Raw genomic sequence first — 21,354 nt, forward strand, 5'->3', positions numbered from 1 at the left:
CTCACCGGATGAGTGTGACGGTGCCTTTCTGCTGAATATTTTTCCCGTCAACGTCTGTCGCATCCAGTATCCAGATGTAGGTATCCACAGGTGCAGGTTGTCCGCCTACATTACCATCCCAGCCGGTTTTGAAGTCTGTGCTGGCGTAGAGTTCCTGTCCCCAGCGGTTGTAAATCCTGAAGTACTTATAAGTGACCATGCCCACGGGAATAAACCTGAACCGGTCATTTACGCCATCGCCGTTAGGGGAGAAGGCATTGGGTACATATATATCGGGACCTGCCATAAATTTCACACTGACAGAATCGTAGCCAACGCAGCCCTGTGCATTGGAGACCTGCAGATAGTAGGTGGTATCAGCATAGGAGCTCAATATAGGATTGGCTACATTGGGGTCGCTGAGTCCAATTGCCGGCGACCATTTATAGAAATCGCCACCACTTCCCTGCATGGTAAAAGGTTTCCCTTTAATCAGGATGGTGTCGTTGCCGGCAAAGGGTGTCACAGCATATATCCTTATCTGCTTTGAAACAGAGCCTTCACATCCTGTAGATGTGGCCAGGTCCAGCGTTACCACATAAGTAGAAGCTACCGGGAATACGTATGTTGTATTAGGGCCGCTTTGCGGCAGCAGTTTGGTAGTGTCGATGGTCCATTTACGGCTGGTGATTTCGCCATATTCGTAGGTAGAAAGGTCTTCAAATTTTATCTGATCTCCCTTACAGAAGCCGGTACTGGTAAAATCCATCCTCAGGCCCGGGTAATTCCTGACTTCTGCGGTTGTGCTGTCTGAACACGCAAGCGTAGGATTAACGACCAGCTTCACTTTATAAACACCGGTATCAGGATAGGTATGGTTAAAAACAGTTTTGCTGTAAGTAAGTGTATCAGTACCATCGCCGAATGTCCAGTAGTAAGAAGCAGTAAATCCGGCGTTACTGGCGTTGGACATAGGTATCGTAAAGCCAGGATCTTCTGAGCAGTTTTTCAGGGAAGATGGAATACTGGCGACTATTTTGGTGGTGCAGTCAAATATGGTCATCAGGATATCCTTGCTATGGGTACCCAGGAATTTTTTCGTTACCCTGTCGTACTCACTCACACATACCGTAACAACGTATTTACCGGGCCTGTCTGGGGTACAGGTAATCATTCCCTGGTTATCGATGGACATGGCCGGGTTGCCACCCATCGGATTACTTCCATTGTATGGCGCAATATAGTGTACGGTACTATTATATGGTGGTGGCGTGTTTTCGTTTCTTTCGCTGGTGCCGGAACCATCTGTCAGTGCGTTACAGAGGCTGTAGGTCAGACTATCCCCATCTTCATCATAAGCTGCGTAACTCACTTTAAACGGCATCGCGTTACAGATAACGATGGCGGTATCTTTATTAAAGTAGGCGCTATTGTTATTGGGTCTGGTTTCTGTACCAGGGATAACGGTAAAGTAGGTAGATCCTTCATGTTCGGAGTCGAGGATATTGGCGAGTTTTTCTCCACGACAACAGCGTTGTGAAGAAACATAATATCCGCCGGCGACAGGAGGAAGTTCAATGGTAGCCTGGTAGAAAGCGACTTCCAGGTGTTGTGCCTGCGGGGCCAGGCAAGGATTTTTTAATGTATCTATCAGTGGTTTGACAGATGTAATATAGAGATAGATAGAGCTGAGTACACGTGTGCCATTGGCTGAATAAACGTTTGCCACCGATGGGTTCTCAAACTGGTCTATACAGCCCTGGCGGTCGCCGCAGGTGAAATCAGCGTCGCGGTAAAGTTTGAGTGTAATCTGATAACGGTAGCGGAGGTTATCTGCACTCATTCCTATCGTCCTGTAATATATTTCGCCACCAATGATGTGGTAAGCAGCTGCATCGAGGTATAACAAACAGCAGCTAAGTACCAAAAAAATGACTCTCTTCATATGGGGGGTACTGCTCTATTAATTTAACAAAAAACAGGCAGTTCCGGTTCATTTGAATGTCATTATCGTACTAGCGTCACCGTTCCTTTCTCGCTGATGGTATTTTGATTAATGTCGAGACCTTCCACGATCCAGACGTATGTTCCGACCGCAGCAGGGGCACCGTTTACTGTCCCATCCCAGCCTTTCAAATATGCTGTAGATGAATACATTAGCTTACCCCACCTGTCGTATACACGGAAATAGTTCATTTTGACAATGCCAACAGGCAGCGGTCTGAAAATATCATTTAATCCGTCGCCGTTGGGAGAGAAAGCATTAGGTATATAAATATCCGGCCCTGCGATGAATCTTACGAGAATATCATCAGTGCCACTGCAGCCTTCCTGCGTATAGGCTGTTACGGTATATCGTATGTCTTTATTATTGGTGGTAGTGGGGTCAGGAATGTTGAGATTATTCAAACCGGTGGAAGGTGTCCAGGTATATCTTATACCACCGGTGGCATGTAACTGGAATGGCTGTCCCAGGATAACGATGGTATCATTTCCTGCGAAAGCCTTTACCGGTGGCACTACATCTACTTTTGCCGTTGCCGTCGTGGCCTTAGGGCATCCCAGTGTATCCGTTACCTTTACTGTAAACAGGGTGGTATCTGTAGGTTTGGCCCATGTGATGGCCGCTTTCGGACTATCAATATAAAAGCTCGGCGTCCATCGGTAGTAGGCGCCACCACCAGCCCTCAGTAAAACCCTTGAGCCGCTGCAGATGCTCGTATCCGGTACAGCCGTGGCCTTGGGCGGATCTACCACTTTAAACGTGACAGTATCCTTTGTAGAACAGGTTCCTAATTCCGCCAGCAGTTCATATTTATGCGTTGGAGGAGGTGGTGTTACGGAAATGGATAAGCCTTTTCCAATTACTGTATTATTGCCGAGGTCCTGCCAGGTATACTGGTAAGCACCATCTGTAATACCATATAAGGTTATTTCATCACCTGTGCAGACCGTACTGTCCACCATGGTGGTTACCATCAGGGTATCTCTTCTATCAATAAAAACAGACTTTGTATTGGTACACTGCTGGTCGTCGGTGAAGGTAACGGTATAGGTGGTGTCCTTTGGCGGAAAGATAGTTGGAGTGGGTGTATTTGGATTTATAATATTATAATCATCCGGTTTCCAGGAGAAAGTCCCCCGGGAAGGGCTTGTAGCCCATAACTGGAGCCGGTCTTTTGCACAGTACAAGGTATCGGCGGTGGCAAAAACCGGTGGTTTGTCATATAAGGTGATGCTGGCTGTATCATATTGCTCACAGCCATTCGTTGTACGATTGTACATAATTACCTGGTAGGTGCCAGGTGCTTTATACTGGAAGGTCGGATTGGCTTTATTGGAGGTGTCCCCGGGCACGCCGGTACCGAAATCCCATTTGTAATAGGCGAATATCCCTACATCAGTGGTACTTTTATCTGTAAATGTAACAGGTCGTTGTGCACAGCTGCCGTCGTAACTGAAGTCGGTTATTAATTTCGGAAAAACGTATACATCTGTGGTGGCACTGTCGCCACAGCTGCTTGCTTTATCTACCCAGAGTTTAGCCTTGTATAGTCCCTGTTTGGTGTAGGTATGCGGATAAGGGTCGGTGCTGTTAGTGACATAGAGCGGGGTACCGTCGCCAAAATCCCAGGTATATGTTTTTCCCAGTGTGCTGTAATTGAGGAAGGTAATCGTATAGCCTTTACAGTCGGAGTATTTATCTGGCATTGCAGCAACCACCTGTTTCATGCAGGTAGTTACATTAATATGAAAATCCTTTCTCAGCGTACCTATGAGCACACCGCTCCGGTATTCATTTACGCAAACGGTCACTACATATTTGCCTGGATTGGGTGCAATGCCGGAGATAATTCCTGTATTGGGATCGATCGTTACATTAGGCCCTAGTGGCGATGAGCCGGAATAGGGAGAAACGTATTGCACAAAATCATATGGTGGTGCTACCGCGGGGGCAGGGATTCCAACGCGGCCATCTGTGGTAGATCCACCCTTGTAGGCATCGCAGAAAGAATAATGGAGCTCATCTTTATCAGGATCTGTGGCGGAGAAATCGTAGGTGAATTTTTTATCTGCACAAACCAGTGTTGCTTCTTCTTTATTGAAAACAGGACTGGAATTACCAAGTTTGCCGTTGTTGGTGCCTGGCAGCTCCGTAAAATAAGTGGCGCCTGTACCATAGTTGTTGGGTGACCCTGCAATGGGGTCAGATATAATATTTACCATGAAATTATCACGACAGCAGCTCTGAAAGGCAACGGTATAGCCGTTATTGTTTACAGGTACAGTAACATCTGTTTCGAAGGATGCTACCTGAAAGCATACCGGTGGAGGGTTCACAATACATGGATCAAACTGTGTCAGGTTTTTCTCCTGAAAATGGCTGCTATCTACCTGGATCTTTCTGAAGGCCTGATTATTGTCTTTATTAAAAACCATCAGGTAAACGGTGCGGGGCATTTCCGCGATATTACTTCCATGATCACAAACACGGTATAACCGCATGGTTACATGATAGGTGTAATCGCCATTCGCTTCTTTTTGCAGGAATTTGTAATAGACTTGTCCTCCTATTATATGCTTTGCATGCACGGCAACCGTGCTGCACATCACACATATGAGGATGAACAGGAGTTTTTTCACAACAAGAAAATGTTTGTCCGGCTTTAAAGTGGGTTAAAGCTGGCAGAATGAAACAAATTGGTTCAGTAACAAATTACTGGCCTCAATTTTTTCCCACATGCCCATATGGCCAACATCTTCAAAGATATAAACGCTGGAGGTTTTAGGGAGCATCACCTGCTGTATTACATTGGCAGGAGATACCGCGTTATCATCTTTCCCAATCACAAACAGCACGGGAGTTGTAACTGAAGACAATAATCCGGTAAGATCGGGTCTGTTCATCATTGCATTGGTGTATGCAATCATTGATTCGGCTGGACACTTTGCACACATAGTGATGCAATCTTCCACCAGTTTTGGTTGACGATTTTTTGTTGCCGGGCTAAACAGATTAGGGATTGTTTGCCTGGTAAATAACTCACCGCCATATTGCCCGATAAAGGCAACAGACTTCTTTCGCGTCTCTTTCTTTTCCTCAGCGTCAGCCGCAGCTGTAGAATGAAAAAGCCCCAGTCCTTTCATCACTTCAGGGTGCTGTTGCAGCAATGCCATTGCTACATAGCCTCCCATCGAATGACCGATAACTACCGCTTCTTTTATATTTTCTGCTAACAGTATCGAATATACGTAATCTGCCATGGCAGCAATGGTAAGCCCCTCTGTAAGTGTGGATTTACCTGTTCCTGGCAGATCCGGTATTAAGAGGCGAAAATTCGCGCTGAGCGAGTCCCGTTGTGGGTTCCAAACACTACTGTCTTCTGAAAAACCGTGGATTAAAACTACTGTCGGGCCTTGTCCTACGTCCTGGTAGTTGCCATTTCCGTTATTGATTGTTTTCCACATTGGCCCCTGGAATAAATCGTGAAAAAATAGCATGTACCAGTAACAAGATACAAAATATTATTGCTCCCCGCGAAATCAGATCCCCATTTTTTACATAGAACGTAATATCATGTCTGGATGTTACATCTCCTTTAATAACTGCTTCTTCCCAATAGGGTTGCGGCTGATAGATATTTCCTGCAGGGTCTACGAAGGCAGAGATACCGGTATTGGCACTTCGTGCGATCCACCTCCTGGTTTCGATGGCGCGTATCCTTGCATATTGCATATGCTGGCGATGTCCTTCCGTATTACCCCACCAGCCGTCATTAGTAATGATAACCAATAAGTTTGCATTATCTCTGCAGTGACTGGCTACATAATTACTAAACACAGATTCGTAGCAGATCGTAGGGAATACATTGATATTAGCCGCCGGGTTGGTCAGTAACTCCACACCAGGTGTACGGCCATAACTTCCTGATATACCGCCCATATCCAGCGCAACGCTCTTCATAAAAGCCATATATTTTACATATGGGATCAGTTCCACACCAGGTACCAGCTCATATTTATGATATACCTGAATGGCGGTGGAAGTATCTATCTGTATCGCACTGTTAAACACATCCCAACGGATACCATCGCTGGTGGTCCTGGCGATTTCCGGGATTTCGTCTGTGCTGGAATATCTTTTGGTGGTGACAGCGCCGCTGATGATTTTCGCTTGAGGGAATTTGCGGAGAAACTCTCTGATAGCGATTATTTCCGGTGTGAAATTGAGTTCACGTTCATCGGCGCCCATTGGAAACAGTGCGGTTTCAGGCCATACAATATAACGGGTATTGCTATCCGTTTTCTGTGCGGTGAGCCGAAGTAATTTTTCCACCTGCTGCATGCTGTTGCCGCCGGCAAATTTTTCATCATAGGGGTCTATGTTAGGCTGTACAATGACTACCCCTACTTTTTCTGCCGGATTATCAGGTACTGGTTTTATAAATTGGGAGATGATAACCGGGAAGATGATCATCAGCAATGGTTTCCAGCTGAGCTTAGTAATGATTTCCTTCCAGGAATAATCGTATACGCGTGCCCGTTTCCAGGCGCTGTAAACAAGTATGTTGGATAGCAGTACCCAGAGTGTGCCGCCGCTGGCGCCGGTAAACTCGTACCACTGTATCCATCCGGGATGCAGGGCGAAGGCATTGCCTAACACCAGCCATGGCCAGCTAAGTTCCCAGGTTTGATGGATGTATTCGAAAGTCAGCCAGAAAACGATCAGCGCAAAGTAAGTACCGATTTCGGGTAGCCTTTTGCGGCTGCTTTTATATCCCATAAAAGGGATGGTCATCAGAAATGCATTGAAGCTATTGGCAAACATACCACTGGCAGGAACCGGCGTATTACCCACCCACCAGGTACTGCCCACATTCCATATGAGGAAGGCCAGGAAAACAAGTCTGAAATAGGCAGCTCTGTGTTTAACTTTTTCTGTTAAATAAAGCAAAGGGGTAAAAGCGATGAATATCAGTGGCGTAAATGGCATAGTAGGCCATGAAAGCCATAAAATAATCCCGGTGATAATGCTGATTAGTATGCTGCGGAGCTTCATTGTATATCAAAATAGACGGCAACGAAGATAAGCGCGTCTTACCGTAAAACAAAAAGGGGGGATCCGCGGCAATCATCTATCTGACTATATAAAAATACTTAATGTCAAATGTTGTAACTTTTTATGCGCTCAGGCGTCCTTGATTCATAACAGAAAATTAAAAACCTTATGGAACCTAATAATACGCCCGGTACACTGCATGACCTGAAAGTCAATATTAAACTGAAACTCTCTGCCATGTGGGCGGTAGTGATGTTTTGCTACATCTATGGCGACGTTTTCTCCCTGTTTGTGCCCTCCCGCCTGAAAGGACTCCTGGCAGGTGAATCCGGCGTGGGCCCAACTACACCGGGTAAACTGGTAATGTTTACGGCAGTGGTGCTACTCCCTGCTTTGATGGTATTACTTTCCCTGCTGCTCAAAGCTACTGTTAACAAATGGCTGAATATTATAATGGGTGTGGTTTACACGGCTATCATGATATTAACGGTACTATCTTCCCTGGATCCATGGTGGGTGTTCTATACTATATTGGGTGTAGTGGAGATTTTGCTCACGATAACCATTGTTATTACTGCTGCCAGATGGCCTAAGCATTAATAAAAAGCCCGTCTCTACTCAGTAGAGACGGGCAACTGTATTTATCTTTTAACTGATAACAGGAATTACCTGCTATAGTTAGGCGCTTCTTTAGTGATTACCACATCATGCGGGTGGTTTTCTTTTACAGTAGCAGCAGTGATTTTTACGAACTGTGCAGACTGTAATGATTTCACGTCTTTAGAACCAGTCAGACCCATACCGGCACGCAGACCGCCTATGAATTGCTGTATAACTTCAGACAGATAACCTTTGTAAGGTACGCGGCCTACGATACCTTCCGGTACCAGTTTCTTGATATCATCTTCATCCTGGAAGTAACGGTCTTTACTACCTTCCTGCATAGCTTCGATAGAACCCATACCACGGTAGGATTTGAATTTACGTCCTTCGTAGATGATGGTTTCTCCAGGGCTTTCTTCCACACCTGCGAAGATGGAACCAGCCATGATACAGGAAGCACCTGCAGCAATAGCCTTCACCATATCACCGGTATAACGGATACCACCATCGGCGATTACCGGGATACCTTGTTTTTTCAGTGCTTCAGCAGCATCCATTACGGCAGACAGCTGAGGGAAACCTGCACCGGTTACGATACGGGTAGTACAGATAGAGCCAGGGCCCACACCTACTTTCACCGCATCAGCGCCAGCAGCAGCGAGTGCCAGTGCACCTTCTGCAGTAGCAACGTTACCTGCGATTACCTGTAATTTAGGGAAAGTCTTTTTCAGTTTTTTCAGGGTGTTGATAACTGCAATGGAGTGACCATGTGAGCTATCCAGACAAACAACGTCCACACCTACATTGATCAGTGCCTGTGCGCGGTCAAGTACATCCGGGGTGATACCCAGTGCAGCACCTACCAGCAAGCGACCGAATTCGTCTTTTACTGCATTAGGGTAGCTGGTCAGCTGGAGGATATCACGGTAAGTGATCAGGCCCACCAGTCTGCCCTGTTTGTTGACTACAGGCAGCTTTTCAATTTTGTATTGCTGGAGAATTTTCTCTGCTTTTTTCAGGTCTGTACCTTCAGGAGCAGTGATCAGCTTTTCGCTGGTCATCACTTCTTGTACCAGACGCTTTTTATTCTTTTCGAAACGCAGGTCTCTGTTGGTTAAGATACCTACGAGTTTATTGGAGTCGTCTACGATTGGAATACCACCGATGCCGTTTTCTTTCATGAGTCTTAAAGCTTCACCGATGGTGGCATCCGCTTTTAAGGTAACAGGGTCCATAATCAGACCGCTTTCGCTACGCTTAACACGACGCACCATTTCAGCTTGTCTTTCAATACTCATGTTTTTGTGGAGAATACCAATTCCACCCTCTCTCGCCAGGGCGATAGCCAGATTGGCTTCAGTAACAGTATCCATAGCGGCAGATACCATTGGTAAATTGAGCCGTATGGTTTTTGTTAATTGCGTAGAGATATTTACATCTTTCGGATGAGTGTCTGAGTAAGCCGGAACGAGGAGTACATCATCAAATGTCAGTCCGTCAGCTACAAATTTGGGTTTCGATTTTCCCGCAGGCATGATGCAACTATTTGTCAGTTAAAAAATAATTGCACGCAAATCTACGCCTATTTACGCAATAAATAAAATTTCAACGTTAATGATGTGTGAATAACCCATATCATGACTATTAGCTGACAGGTTCATATAGTTGACCTGGCAGACATTTAATCAGGCATTGCATTTCCAGGTTAAATACGGCTGTTGCCACCTGGCTACCGCTAAGTTTGCTGTGAATATATAATTCCTCCAGGTGCAGTCTCGATTTGCCCTCAAATAAGGCCATGATTTGCTGTTCTTCGGCTGACAAACTCGTGAATAATGAAGGCTGTAAGGAACGGATGCCTTTATTTACGGGCTTATTCCAGCCCATGGTATCTAAAATATCGCTTGCAGCAGTAGCGAGCATGGCCTTGTTCTGCTGGATGAGACTGTTACATCCTGCCGCGTGCCATTCATTAATACGGCCAGGCACGCAGAATACATCGCGGTTATAGCCATTAGCCAGTTCGGCAGTGATAAGGGAACCTCCTTTTATGCCGCTTTCAATCACGATGGTGGCGTCGCATAAGCCAGCCACTATCCGGTTTCTACGGGGGAAATTCTGCCTGTCGGGCAGGGTACCGCACCTGTAATCGGTCAGTAAGCCGCCCTTGAGGGCCATTTCCCTGGCCGTATCCTGGTGCACGGAAGGATAAATTCTGTCCAGCCCATGTGCCAAAACCCCGACGGTGGGCTGTTCTGCTGCCAATGCTGCCCTATGGGCAATGATATCAATGCCGTAAGCCAGCCCGCTGACGATTATCACACCTGCCGCACATAAATCATTGACTATCTGCCCGCAAACCTGTACCCCATAAGGGGATGGCTGCCGCGTGCCTATTACATTCACCATCCGGTGGCCGTTTAAGTCTGCCTTGCCTTTGTAATACAGCATTGCCGGTGCATCGTAGCAGTGTTTTAGCCTGCCGGGATAGCTGCTGTCCTGAATCCACAACGGCTGTATATCGTAATCACTGAGAAAGGAGATTTCTTTTTCTATGGAGGTAAAATCGCTGAATTTGCGGATAGCATTGGCTTTGATGCTGCCAATATGTGCTGTTTTCTCCAGCTGCCAGGAGCGTGCCCGGAAGATGGCCGCGGCACTGTCGAAATGCTCCAGGAGCTTACGGATGCTTACATCGCCCAGCATAGGTACCTGGGTTAATGCAATCCTGTACATTAATTCATCGGGCATAACAAACAATATTATCTTATTAAATTACAATTTATCAACGGTAATTATTTGTTCTCCGGGTGATTTATTTTTGCAGCATTAAACAGATATATTATGATGATGAAAAGGATTTTGGGTGTTTTACTGCTGGCCGGTATGGCGGCATGTAAGTCTGTTCAGCCTGTTGTAACTCCTCCTGCTGTACAGAGCACCAAACTGATCCCGCATGGTGCTGCCTGGGCAGCACTCTGGCAACAGCAATCCGGAGAATACAAGGCGCTGTGTCTGCAGGCTTATCAGCTGGCGGCATTAAGACTCGATCAATACCTGGCTAAGGGCGGTGCGAAGCCCCTGGCAGTAGTAACAGATATCGACGAAACTGTACTGGATAACAGTCCTTATTCTGTTCATCAGGCACTGAACGACCGTGGATATGATGAGAAAAGCTGGGCAGAGTGGACCGCCAAAGCCGCCGCAGATACTGTTCCCGGTGCACCGAACTTCTTTAAATACGCTGCCTCCAAAGGTGTGCAGGTGTTTTATATCACCAACCGTGCGGAGTCTGAACGTGCTGCTACCCTGAAGAACCTGCAGCGTTATAATTTTCCATTTGCAGACGATCAGCACCTGATGCTGAAAACAACAACTTCCGGCAAGGAAGCCCGCCGTCAGCAAGTGTTACAGCAATATGATATTGTGATGTTGTTTGGTGATAACCTGAGCGACTTCTCCAATATTTTTGATAAGAAGCCTTATGAAGAGCGCAATGCTGCTGCCCTGAAATCAAGTGCTGAATTTGGTTCCAGGTTTATTGTACTGCCAAATCCAATGTATGGCGACTGGGAAGGTGCCATCTATAATTTCCAGTATAAACTGACAGATCACCAGAAAGACTCTATTATGCAGTCTGTGTTGAAAAATTACTAGTATTCTTTTCAAGATAAAAGGAAGCCTACGGAGAATTAATTTTCCGTAGGCTTTTTTATCCCCACTCATGGCAGCTCTTTTTTGTTAAAGGTTGAAAGTAAGCAGATTAGTTGCCCCAGAAATTGTTTTCCTGCTGCTCGTCTGCCGTGAAGATTTTTACAGCTGTAATTTTTCCTTCTGCTACTGTATATACATCTATATTTTGCACATTCAGCTGCTGACCCTCCCGATTCGCTTTCCAGGTAAGGGTTGCAGCTACATCATCCCCATTTACGGCATAAGAATGTACTGCATCGAGTGCAAATGTTTGTTCAGAAATGGCGAACATACCACTGGCCATTGCCAGGACATCCTCCACTGAATTTTTAATGCCCGAAAACCTGTTATTGCCTGGCTGTTCCCATTTTACATTTGGATGTAACAGGCCAGCAACAGTATCGAAATCAAGTTTTTGTACGGCAGCAAGAAAGTTGGTAACTACGGCTAATGAAGTGTTTTTCATGTTTTGTTATTTTTTGTGTTGTTAAATTTGATATAGCAAAACTACATTTCAATAACCCCTATGTACTTACCATAAGACGACAATCATTTACCATTTTGCGACAAGTTTATGTTTTGCCCAAAATCTCTTTTTATATTTAGATGATGAAGAATCTGGTCCAGCTAATCCTCGCATACGCGGCGCTTCGAAATATAGATACTGCACAGTTGTGTAAGCAGTCGTATATAGATATGAAACTATTAAAGAAGAAGGATGCTCCGGCTGCTACAGCTGCACAGCTGCATAACCTATGGAGCAACGCTGCGCACCTGTGCGGCGACCCGCTTTTTGGATTACATTTTGGCGAATCATTGCGCACCACTGCACTGGGAATTGTTGGTAACATTATTGAAACCAGTGCTAATGTTGGAGAAGCACTTACCCATTCGGCGGCATTGGTACATCTCATCACCGACCAGTGCAGGATGGAAATTGTGCCGGGAAAAGGCACTTTTAAAGTCCGGCTGCTCCCTACAAAAAACACAGGTGTGAACCCATTAATGGAAGTATTGCTGGTGGTAGTCATTCATGAACTGGACGGACTGCTACTCACCAAAATTACACCTAAAGCAGTAGTGCTGCCCTACAAAACTGAAAACCCGGCTGAATATGAACGGGTGTTTCGGTGTCGTGTTGGCAAATCAACTGGTGAATATAGCCTCACCTTCTCTCAACAATATTGGGAAGAACCTATCCTTACTGCCAATTATGAGTTGCAGGAAATGCTGCTAAAACAAACCTCCCATCTCACCATCATCAATAAAAACAATCAACAGCTGGCTACCCGTATTCAGCATTACCTGCTTGCCAACGCTTATCTGGGAGTGGCGCCGCTGAACGATATTGCGGCCAATTTTAACATGAGCCCCAGAACATTACAACGACAATTAAAAGAAGAAGGTTATTCTTATCAGCGTATAGCCGACAACGTTAAACGTTCACTGGCGGAGCATTATATTACTGCCGGGAATTTTGCATTAAAAGATATTTCGTGGATGCTGGGATATAATGAACTCAGTGCTTTCAGCAGAGCGTTCAAAAAGTGGACTGGGGTATCGCCCGAAAATTTCAATTAAAAAACGAGTCCCTCACTAATTGTGAAGGACTCGTTCTGAAAGTATAATATCTTCTTCACTATAAGCTAACCACTTTAAATACTGTTCTTCTGTTCTCCGCTCTTCCTTCTTCCGTATCATTGGAAGCGACCGGCTGCGATTTGCCAAATCCTTTGCTGCTCAGTCTTTCCGCCGGAATGCCTTTGGATACCAGGTAGTCAACAACTGCTTTTGCGCGGTTCTCTGACAACACCTTATTATCCTTGTCACTACCTATGTTATCGGTATGTCCGTCTATCTCGATTTTCAGTGTCGGGTTATCATTCAGTAATCGCACCAGTCTGTCCAATTCGAGCATAGAAGCCGGTTTCAGGACATACTGTTTGGTATCAAAAAATATATTGTGCAATACAATACTGGCATTGGCGGCCAGTGGCTGCAGCGGTATATTTTTCTCGAATGGTTGTCCCGGATTATGTTCTTTTAGTGAGAAATTATCTGAGTAGAAGAGATAACCTTTTTTGCCGACATGGAATGCATAGTCTTTGCCGGTAGGCAGTGGTGCCAGGAAATTACCATTTTCATCTGTTTCAAATCTGGCTACCTGCGTACCTCCCTGGAGGTCTATCACATCAACACTGGCTGGTAACCGCTGCTGGGTAGTACTATCATAAACAAATCCTTTCACATAAAGGGTTTGCAAAGGTCTTGCTTCAGGATAGAGTTCAAAGCTGTAGATATCCAGGGAACCTTTACCGTCGGCCCTGTCTGAGGCAAAGTAGGCGGTAGTGCCGGCTGCATCTACTACTAATGAACCCTCTTCATCAATGGTATTGATGGGATAGCCCAGGTTTACGGCTGGTCCCCAGGAGCCATCGGGTTGTTTCCTGGAATAGAAGATATCTAGTCCGCCGTAGCCGGGAAGGCCTTCAGAAGCGAAATACAGCGTTTGTCCATCTGCATGGATAAAAGGAGTAGTTTCTCTTCCTTTGGTGTTGATATTGGGCCCCAGGTTTTCAGGATTGCTCCATTTGCCGTTTGGCAGGAGGTGACTTACAAATATATCTGAGCCATTGGTGGGCGTTTCGCGGGCAAAGTAGAGCGTCTGGTTATCGGCAGATAAGGAAGGTTGCGATTCCCAATCCCGTGTATTTACCGGTGCGCCCAGGTTTTCAGGTTTTGTCCACCCGTTTTTTGTTTTTCTGGAGATATAGAGATCACAACTACCTTTTCCTTCCGGGAATTCACAACCGGTATACAACAGGATGGTACCGTCCTGTGAGATATGTTGAGCGCCTTCGTTGAAACTGGTATTGATAGGTGCGCCCATGTCCTGGGAAGGGCCCCAGGTATTGTTCTGCCGCTGGCTGATGTAGAAATCTTCATTATTGCCATTTACTCTTCGTGTATAGATCAGTGTTTTACTGTCTATGGTAAGAGAAGGGAAATATTCCGGGTCTTTACTGTTGATATTATCTCCCAGGTTATTTGGTTGGAAAGGATGATTTTTGTTTTTATCGTTGACTGCAAATGTGTAGTTGGCTTTGAGTTTCTCTGCCAGTCTGCTACTCACTTTGGCGCCGGCGATATACTGATTGATCATTTGCAGGGCGCCGTTGAAGTCGCCGGTACCTGCCAGTGCGCGGCTGTAGGGCACCATAATCTGCCGAAGGCTGCTACTGTCCAGCTGTTTGAATTTGCTGAAAGTATTCACGGCTTCTTTATAATCTTTGAGTTCTATATAGCACATTCCCAGCTGTCCGTAGGCATCCAGGTAATTGGGAGCGATGTTGATGGCCTCTTTCAGGAAGGGTACGGCGTCAGCGGTATGGTATACGCTGATGGCAGCCTGTGCTTTATCAAAGCTTGCCCTGGCCTTTTTGGGCGCATTTTCTGACGTAACCACCTGTGCATGGAGTTGCATGGTGAAGCATATCGCCAGTAATGGAAGGATAGTTTTTTTCATAGTAATAATACAACGCTTAAAGGTAAGGAAACGTATGTAGCTGTAAGCTATCGGTAACAAACAAAAATGGCATCCGAAGATGCCATTTTCAAAAATTGTATGCAATACCGGTTAAGGTACATTGATATACTTGTGTATCTGTAGCGATAGCTGCCACTGGGGATTATCTTTAATATAATCGATGATCAGCGGCGTCATTTCGGCACTTTTGCTCCATTCCGGTGCCAGGTATAGCTTACAGCTTTTACCTACCATGGCGGCATGCTTTTCAGCCCAGGCGAAATCGCTTTTGTTGAAGATAACCACTTTGAGTTCGCTGGCAGCCTTGCAGACTTCCGGCAGTGGTGCCTTGAACTTTTTAGGAGAAAGCGTGATCCAGTCCCAGCTGCCACTGAGCGGAGAGGAGCCGGAAGTTTCAATATGTGTATTAAAACCCTTTTTATGGAGTGCTTTCGTGAGTGCATCGAGCTGGTGGAGCAGCGGTTCTCCACCGGTCACTACGGCAATACGGCCTGGGTAATTTGCAGCCTCATCCACCACATTATCTATGGATAATTGCGGGTGTTTATCTGCGTCCCAGCTATCTTTTACGTCGCACCAGTGGCATCCCACGTCACAGCCGCCAAGACGGATGAAATAGGCTGCCTTGCCCTGATGGAAGCCTTCACCCTGAATCGTGTAAAAGCGCTCCATCACCGGTAAGGTGGCGGTTATATTTAAAGTATTTACTGACATTGTGATTCTATCCCTACAAAGGTCCGGAAAATATTCCAGTGCCTTTTTTAATTCATACTACCTCTGAGGCCTATGCAGGCGTGATAGGTATTTTTCAGCAGCGCGGCGATGGTCATCGGACCTACGCCTCCTGGTACCGGCGTGATGTAGCTGCATTTAGGTGCTACTTCATCAAATTTAACGTCACCGATCAGGCGGAAACCGCTTTTCTTGGTGGCATCTTCAACACGGTTGATTCCCACATCCACAATAACAGCGCCTTCTTTCACCATATCAGCGGTTACGAAGTTAGGCTTGCCGATAGCGGCAACAATGATATCGGCCTGACGGCAGATTTCTGCGAGATTATGTGTATGAGAGTGGGTCAGCGTGACGGTGCAGTTGCCCGGATTGGTATTGCGGCTCAGCAGTATGCTGATAGGCGTACCTACGATATGGCTGCGGCCGATCACTACTGCATGTTTACCTTTTGTAGGCACATTGTAGTGTTCCAGCATCAGCATGATACCATATGGAGTAGCCGGAATAAAAGCAGGCAGACCACTTACCATTTTACCTACGTTCATAGGATGGAAGCCATCTACATCCTTGCTTGGATCAATCGTATTGATGACGAGTTCTTCGCTGATATGCTTTGGTAAAGGCAGCTGTACCAGGATACCATCGATATCCGGATTTTCGTTGAGCAGGGTGATCTGGTCCAGCAGGTGCTTTTCAGAAATCTGTTCATCGAAACGCAGGAGGGTAGAGTTATATCCGCATTCTGCACATGACTTTACTTTGGAAGCAACGTAGGTTTCGCTCGCAGGATTGTTACCAACCAGGATGGCAGCCAGGTGAGGGACCTTTTTGCCAGCGGCCTTTAATTCAGCCACTGAAGCGGCTAATTGGGCTTTGATAGCCTCAGAAACAAGTTTACCGTCTAAAATTTGCATGTGCAAAGTTACATTTTTATTTATTCCCGCAAGTGGTTCAGGGGATAATGAGCGGCCAATGGCTGCTCATTATCCCCTGAAAAGCAGCAAAATTTGGCAGCGAAGCTGCCAGATTTTGCTGCGGAAAAAGCCATGCAGGCATCTTCCTGAAACAAAAAAAGGAGCCGAAAGGCTCCTCTAGTAAGTTATTGCTGGTCCTGCAAAACAGATCCCCGGGAACCCGGAAACCTGTTTTGCCTGCAATGAGTGTTAACTCCTGCGAACCGTTGGATTGTAGTGGAAATTATAAGGCAAACAAAGACGGTATCAGTTAGCAAAAGGTCAGAAATATATCCTCTGAGGTGTTTTTGCTATCTTATTGATCACAATATATCTAAATTTTTGGAGCTGCATCAAGAATTTCTTTGTCAGCGGCTCCGGCGTATTGTTCGAAATTGCGGATAAACTGTCCGGCAAGGTTGGCAGCCTTCGCATCGTAGGCAGTTTTGTCGCTCCAGGTATTACGTGGATCGAGAATATCTGCCGGTACATTCGGACATGTTTCAGGGATGGCCAGGCCAAAAACCGGTGTTGAACGGTATTTAACGCTCTCCAGCTTTCCATCAATGGCAGCAGCGATCATCGCACGGGTATAAGCCAGCTTGATACGGCTACCAGTGCCATAAGGGCCGCCAGTCCATCCGGTGTTGATTAACCAGACATTAACTTCGTTTTTACGCATTTTCTCTCCCAGCATCTGTGCATACTGTGCAGGATGCAGCGGCAGGAAAGGCGCTCCAAAGCAGGCGCTGAAGGTAGACTTAGGCTCAGTTACACCGGCTTCTGTACCCGCCACTTTAGCGGTATAGCCGGAAATGAACTGGTACATGGCCTGTCCTGGCGTCAGTTTAGAGATAGGCGGTAAAACACCATATGCGTCTGCCGTCAGGAAGAAAATATTCTTAGGAACTGCTCCTATTGAAGGTTCCAGCGCATTTGGAATATATGTCAGCGGATAGGAAACACGGGTATTTTCCGTGATGCTCTTATCTGCATAATTCACTTTGTTGGTACCCGGGAAGAAGGTAATATTCTCCAGTAAAGCCCCCGGACGCACAGCCTGGAAGATTTCCGGCTCTTTTTCCGCGCTCAGGTCTATACATTTTGCATAACAGCCACCTTCGAAATTGAAAACGCTGTCGTTTGTCCAGCCGTGTTCGTCATCACCGATGAGTTTGCGGGCAGGATCCGCGCTGAGGGTAGTTTTACCGGTGCCGCTCAGTCCGAAGAAAATGGCAGTATCGCCTTTACTTCCCTGGTTGGCAGAGCAGTGCATGCTCAGCACTTTTTTATCGTGCGGTAAAATATAGTTCAGTACGGTGAAAATGCCTTTCTTGATTTCGCCGGTATAGGCAGTTCCGCCGATCAGGATTACTTTCTTTGTAAAGCTCACTATCGCAAAGTTGTGCTGACGTGTGCCGTCACAAGTTGCATCCGCCATAAAGCCCGGTGCCTGAATAACAGTCCAGTCTTCAGGCATCTGCTCCAGTTCTTCCTCAGAAGGACGGAGGAACATATTGTAGGCAAACAGGTTAGACCATGGATATTCCGTGATCACTTTTACGCCGATGCGATAAGCAGGATCAGCACAGGCAATGCAGTCACGTACCCATACCTCTTTTCCGGCAAAATAGGCAGTAACTTTCTGGTACAAACGGTCGAAACACTCAGTAGTAAACGGAATATTGAAATTATTCCAGTTTACGGTGTTGGCAGTGATGTCATCCTTTACAATGAATTTATCGTTGGGAGAACGGCCGGTAAATTCACCGGTGTTCACAGCTAGTGCGCCAGTATCGGATAAAACACCCTGGTTCCTCTCTACTGTTTGCTGTACCAGTTTCTCCGGAGAGAGCTGGTAATATACGGCAGAAGCGTTCTCTATGCCCAGTCCCCGTAAGTCAGCAACAGGATTCCTTACGCTACTCATTTGCATAAAAGCAAGATTGTTTTGGTGTAAAAGCAAAACTAGGCAATTTTTGATTTCATCAAATTTGTTGCTTGTAAAGCCCTTAAAATTTAGAAAAATCTAGCGATATAAGAAGGAATTTTGCGATATCTTCAAAATGTATGAAAATACCTTATAGGTTATCAAAGGTATTTTGTGTGAATAAAACATTAAGTAATAACACATAAGTATTATTGCTGAATACGCATTTTTTTCCTTCTAAACGCCAGCCTCAGTTATACTTTACACATCCCTGCTATTATTATAAACACATTTTTATTTAAGTGGTTTTATATTTTTTCATAGGTTTGAATCCTCATTTGAAAATTAGAGATATGAAGAATCTGCCTTTGGATCCGCAGCTGTTTATAAAGAACCGCCAGCGCTTTGTGGCTAAAATGAAGCCACAGTCTATCGCCATTATCAACTCCAATGATGAACTGCCCACTAATGGCGACGCATTGTTTAAGTTCAAGCAGAACTCAGACCTGTACTGGCTCACAGGGATTGACCAGGAAGATACCATGGTTGTTTTATACCCGGATAATCCTGATCCTAAATTCCGTGAAGTACTTGTGCTCGTACGTCCTAATGAGCTGAAAGAAAAGTGGGATGGTCACCGCCTGAGAAAAGAGGAAGCTACGGCTATCTCCGGTATGACTACCATCGTGTGGTTGGATGCACTGGATGCATTATTGCAGCAGTGGGTGCATGAAGCAACAAATGTCTACCTGAACACCAACGAAAATAACCGTAAATCCAACTACGTTCCTGTTCGCGATTACCGCTATGCGGCAGAAATGAAGGAACGTTATCCTTTACACAGTTTCCTGCGTGCAGCCACTATCTTCAAGGAACTGCGTTCTGTAAAAACACCGGAGGAAATCAAAGTACTGGACGTTGCCATGGAAATCACCAACAAGGCTTTCCGTCGCATCCTGAAATTTATCAAACCTGGTGTATGGGAACATGAAATTCAGGCAGAAATCCTGCATGAATTCCTGCGTAACCGCTCTGCTGGTGAAGCTTATGGCTCGATTATCGCCTCCGGCGACCGTGCCCGTACCCTGCACTATGTTTTCAATAACCAGGAATGTAAAGATGGTGAACTGATCCTCATGGACTTCGGTGCTGAATATGGCGGTTACAATGCCGATCTGACCCGTACCGTACCGGTAAATGGTAAGTTTACACCACGTCAGCGCGAGGTATACAACGCTTGTCTGCACCTGCACCACTACGCTGTTTCTATTCTGAAACCGGGCATTACACTGGCTAAATACCATGAAATGATGGGTGAAGAGGCTGGAAGAGAATTTGTAAAACTGGGTATTCTTACTGAAGATGATATTAAAAATCAGGACCCTGAAAATCCTGCTTACCGCAAATATCTCTACCATGGTATTTCTCACCACCTTGGCGTAGACGTACATGACCTGGCGCCTTCCTTCCACCAGCCAATCCCTGATGGATGTGTACTGACAGTAGAACCGGGTATTTACATCGAACAGGAAAAAATGGGTATCCGTATCGAAAATAACTACTGGATCACTTCCAAAGGTAATATCGATCTGATGAAAAATATCCCGATCACCGCTGATGAAATTGAAGCTTTAATGAAATAAATTTATAGCCCCTCGCAAACAGTGAGGGGCCTTTTTTCAACTAATCCATCAAATGCGACAAATACCCAATATTATTACCCTATGTAATCTCTTTTGCGGTGCCCTGGCTATTATCTGCGTGCTCCATGCACCGGAATACAAAGCCGATTTTAACGGTACCGACTATACGATAGTAACACCGGAGCCTGTTTACTGGGCTTCTGCATTGGTGGTACTCGCTGCAATCTTCGATTTCTTCGATGGTATGACGGCCCGCCTGCTTCGTGTACAATCCCCTATGGGCAAAGAATTGGATAGTCTTGCAGATGTGGTGACCTTTGGCGTAGTGCCTGGCATGATGCTGTACAGATTGCTGCGCAGCGCTTATTTCCAGCAGCCCGATGTATTTGACGTATCTGTGGTAAACCTGGCTCCGGCCTTACTGGTGCCTTGCTTTGCGGCTTACCGCCTTGCTAAGTTCAACCTGGATACCCGTCAGTCAGAAAACTTCATCGGTGTACCTACCCCGGCGGTAGGCCTGCTGGTAGCCTCTTTCCCGCTGATTGTCCTGTACAATCCCTACAACCTCGGGCACTGGTTCCAGAATATCTGGGTGCTCTACGCTATTATCGCGGTACTTTGCTACCTCATGGTGGCAGAAATACCTATGCTCAGCCTGAAAATCAAGAGCAAATCACTGAAAGCCAACTGGACAAGACTGCTGCTGGTAGTACTGGCAGCGATAAGCATTCCTTTACTGGGTTTTGCCTCCGTACCTTTCATATTCATCTGTTATGTAATTTTATCGCTGTTTTTCCCGCCAATGTCTGCCGAAAAAAATCCGGAACAGGCCTGAAATAGCAGCCAGGAAAGGGATTATCTCTAATAACTCACTGCAAATCTGTAACTACGAGTTCATAATTCGTAAATTTTGATGTAGGTTTGCGGCAAAATTTAAAGCACAATGACTTTTACTGCACATATCAATGTGATGCCACTGAAAGAATTATTGGACCCGCAAGGAAAAGCGGTAATGGGTGGCCTTAAAAACCTCGGTATGAACCAGGTTCATGATGTACGTATCGGCAAGCACATTACCCTCCAAATCGAGGCTGGCAGCAAAGAAGAGGCACAGCAGATCGCTGAAAATGCCTGCCAGAAGCTGTTGGCTAACCAGGTAATGGAATACTTTGAAGTACACATTCAATAAATAATCCCGAATTACGAATTAG

The 21,354-nt window shown here is 45.8% G+C and carries 17 protein-coding genes; 6 read left to right on the plus strand and 11 right to left on the minus strand.

The features are described from left to right. Position 1: 1 nt before the first annotated feature. From F3J22_RS07075 to lnt, 4 genes are all read right to left on the minus strand, one after another. Complete coding sequence (locus F3J22_RS07075) at positions 2–1,924, minus strand: gliding motility-associated C-terminal domain-containing protein (protein ID WP_167015656.1); 1,923 nt, start codon at positions 1,922–1,924, stop codon at positions 2–4. Between the two features lie 62 nt (positions 1,925–1,986). Beyond that, on the minus strand, positions 1,987–4,623 hold the full coding sequence (locus tag F3J22_RS30810) for a PKD domain-containing protein (protein WP_167015658.1): 2,637 nt from the start codon (positions 4,621–4,623) through the stop codon (positions 1,987–1,989). A gap of 33 nt (positions 4,624–4,656) precedes the next feature. Continuing rightward, the gene (locus F3J22_RS07085; RefSeq protein ID WP_167015660.1) at positions 4,657–5,448 is read right to left on the minus strand and encodes an alpha/beta fold hydrolase; all 792 of its coding nucleotides are present in this window, start codon (positions 5,446–5,448) and stop codon (positions 4,657–4,659) included. Continuing rightward, the gene (lnt, locus tag F3J22_RS07090) at positions 5,429–7,039 is read right to left on the minus strand and encodes an apolipoprotein N-acyltransferase (RefSeq protein ID WP_167015662.1); all 1,611 of its coding nucleotides are present in this window, start codon (positions 7,037–7,039) and stop codon (positions 5,429–5,431) included. Before lnt ends, F3J22_RS07085 begins: the two co-directional genes overlap by 20 nt. A gap of 168 nt (positions 7,040–7,207) precedes the next feature. Here lnt and F3J22_RS07095 point away from each other — a divergent pair, with 168 nt between their 5' ends. After that, positions 7,208–7,639 carry a DUF6326 family protein gene (locus F3J22_RS07095; protein ID WP_167015664.1) on the plus strand — a complete coding sequence of 144 codons (432 nt, stop codon included), beginning with the start codon at positions 7,208–7,210 and terminating at the stop codon, positions 7,637–7,639. Positions 7,640–7,704: 65 nt separating this feature from the next. On the opposite strand, the gene guaB is transcribed toward F3J22_RS07095, so the two are convergent. Together guaB and dprA are read right to left on the minus strand one after the other, a co-directional pair. Beyond that, positions 7,705–9,177, minus strand: coding sequence for an IMP dehydrogenase (guaB, locus tag F3J22_RS07100; RefSeq protein WP_167015666.1), 1,473 nt, complete (start codon positions 9,175–9,177; stop codon positions 7,705–7,707). Positions 9,178–9,286: 109 nt separating this feature from the next. Then, complete coding sequence (gene dprA / locus F3J22_RS07105; protein WP_167015668.1) at positions 9,287–10,393, minus strand: DNA-processing protein DprA; 1,107 nt, start codon at positions 10,391–10,393, stop codon at positions 9,287–9,289. 99 nt (positions 10,394–10,492) lie between these two features. Here dprA and F3J22_RS07110 point away from each other — a divergent pair, with 99 nt between their 5' ends. Then, positions 10,493–11,299 (plus strand): 5'-nucleotidase, lipoprotein e(P4) family, encoded by an 807-nt coding sequence (locus tag F3J22_RS07110; protein WP_167015670.1) that lies wholly within the window; start codon positions 10,493–10,495, stop codon positions 11,297–11,299. Between the two features lie 106 nt (positions 11,300–11,405). Here F3J22_RS07110 and F3J22_RS07115 read toward each other — a convergent pair whose 3' ends face one another. Then, a complete protein-coding gene (locus tag F3J22_RS07115; RefSeq protein ID WP_167015672.1) occupies positions 11,406–11,801 on the minus strand; it encodes a nuclear transport factor 2 family protein in 396 nt (131 codons plus the stop codon). Positions 11,802–11,941: 140 nt separating this feature from the next. On the opposite strand from F3J22_RS07115, the gene F3J22_RS07120 reads away from it, so the two are divergent. Then, positions 11,942–12,916, plus strand: a complete 975-nt coding sequence (locus tag F3J22_RS07120) for an AraC family transcriptional regulator (protein WP_240155018.1) — start codon at positions 11,942–11,944, stop codon at positions 12,914–12,916. Between the two features lie 58 nt (positions 12,917–12,974). On the opposite strand, the gene F3J22_RS07125 is transcribed toward F3J22_RS07120, so the two are convergent. The 4 genes from F3J22_RS07125 to pckA all read right to left on the minus strand — a co-directional run bounded on the left by F3J22_RS07125 (position 12,975) and on the right by pckA (position 18,506). After that, positions 12,975–14,861, minus strand: coding sequence for an OmpA family protein (locus F3J22_RS07125; RefSeq protein WP_167015674.1), 1,887 nt, complete (start codon positions 14,859–14,861; stop codon positions 12,975–12,977). Positions 14,862–14,972: 111 nt separating this feature from the next. After that, entirely contained in the window at positions 14,973–15,596 is a 624-nt protein-coding gene (locus F3J22_RS07130; protein ID WP_167015676.1) for a 7-carboxy-7-deazaguanine synthase QueE, read from the minus strand. Positions 15,597–15,643: 47 nt separating this feature from the next. Then, complete coding sequence (folD, locus tag F3J22_RS07135) at positions 15,644–16,531, minus strand: bifunctional methylenetetrahydrofolate dehydrogenase/methenyltetrahydrofolate cyclohydrolase FolD (RefSeq protein WP_167015678.1); 888 nt, start codon at positions 16,529–16,531, stop codon at positions 15,644–15,646. Between the two features lie 373 nt (positions 16,532–16,904). Beyond that, the gene (gene pckA, locus F3J22_RS07140) at positions 16,905–18,506 is read right to left on the minus strand and encodes a phosphoenolpyruvate carboxykinase (ATP) (protein WP_167015680.1); all 1,602 of its coding nucleotides are present in this window, start codon (positions 18,504–18,506) and stop codon (positions 16,905–16,907) included. Between the two features lie 347 nt (positions 18,507–18,853). Here pckA and F3J22_RS07145 point away from each other — a divergent pair, with 347 nt between their 5' ends. The 3 genes from F3J22_RS07145 to purS all read left to right on the plus strand — a co-directional run bounded on the left by F3J22_RS07145 (position 18,854) and on the right by purS (position 21,332). Beyond that, a complete protein-coding gene (locus F3J22_RS07145; protein ID WP_167015682.1) occupies positions 18,854–20,143 on the plus strand; it encodes an aminopeptidase P N-terminal domain-containing protein in 1,290 nt (429 codons plus the stop codon). Between the two features lie 52 nt (positions 20,144–20,195). Further along, positions 20,196–20,978: a phosphatidylcholine/phosphatidylserine synthase gene (locus F3J22_RS07150; protein WP_167015684.1), complete on the plus strand. Its 783-nt coding sequence runs from the start codon at positions 20,196–20,198 to the stop codon at positions 20,976–20,978. A gap of 108 nt (positions 20,979–21,086) precedes the next feature. After that, on the plus strand, positions 21,087–21,332 hold the full coding sequence (gene purS, locus F3J22_RS07155; RefSeq protein WP_167015686.1) for a phosphoribosylformylglycinamidine synthase subunit PurS: 246 nt from the start codon (positions 21,087–21,089) through the stop codon (positions 21,330–21,332). Positions 21,333–21,354: the final 22 nt, after the last annotated feature.

Origin of the sequence: Chitinophaga sp. Cy-1792 (assembly GCF_011752935.1) — a bacterium.
Taxonomy (GTDB): Bacteria; Bacteroidota; Bacteroidia; order Chitinophagales; family Chitinophagaceae; genus Chitinophaga.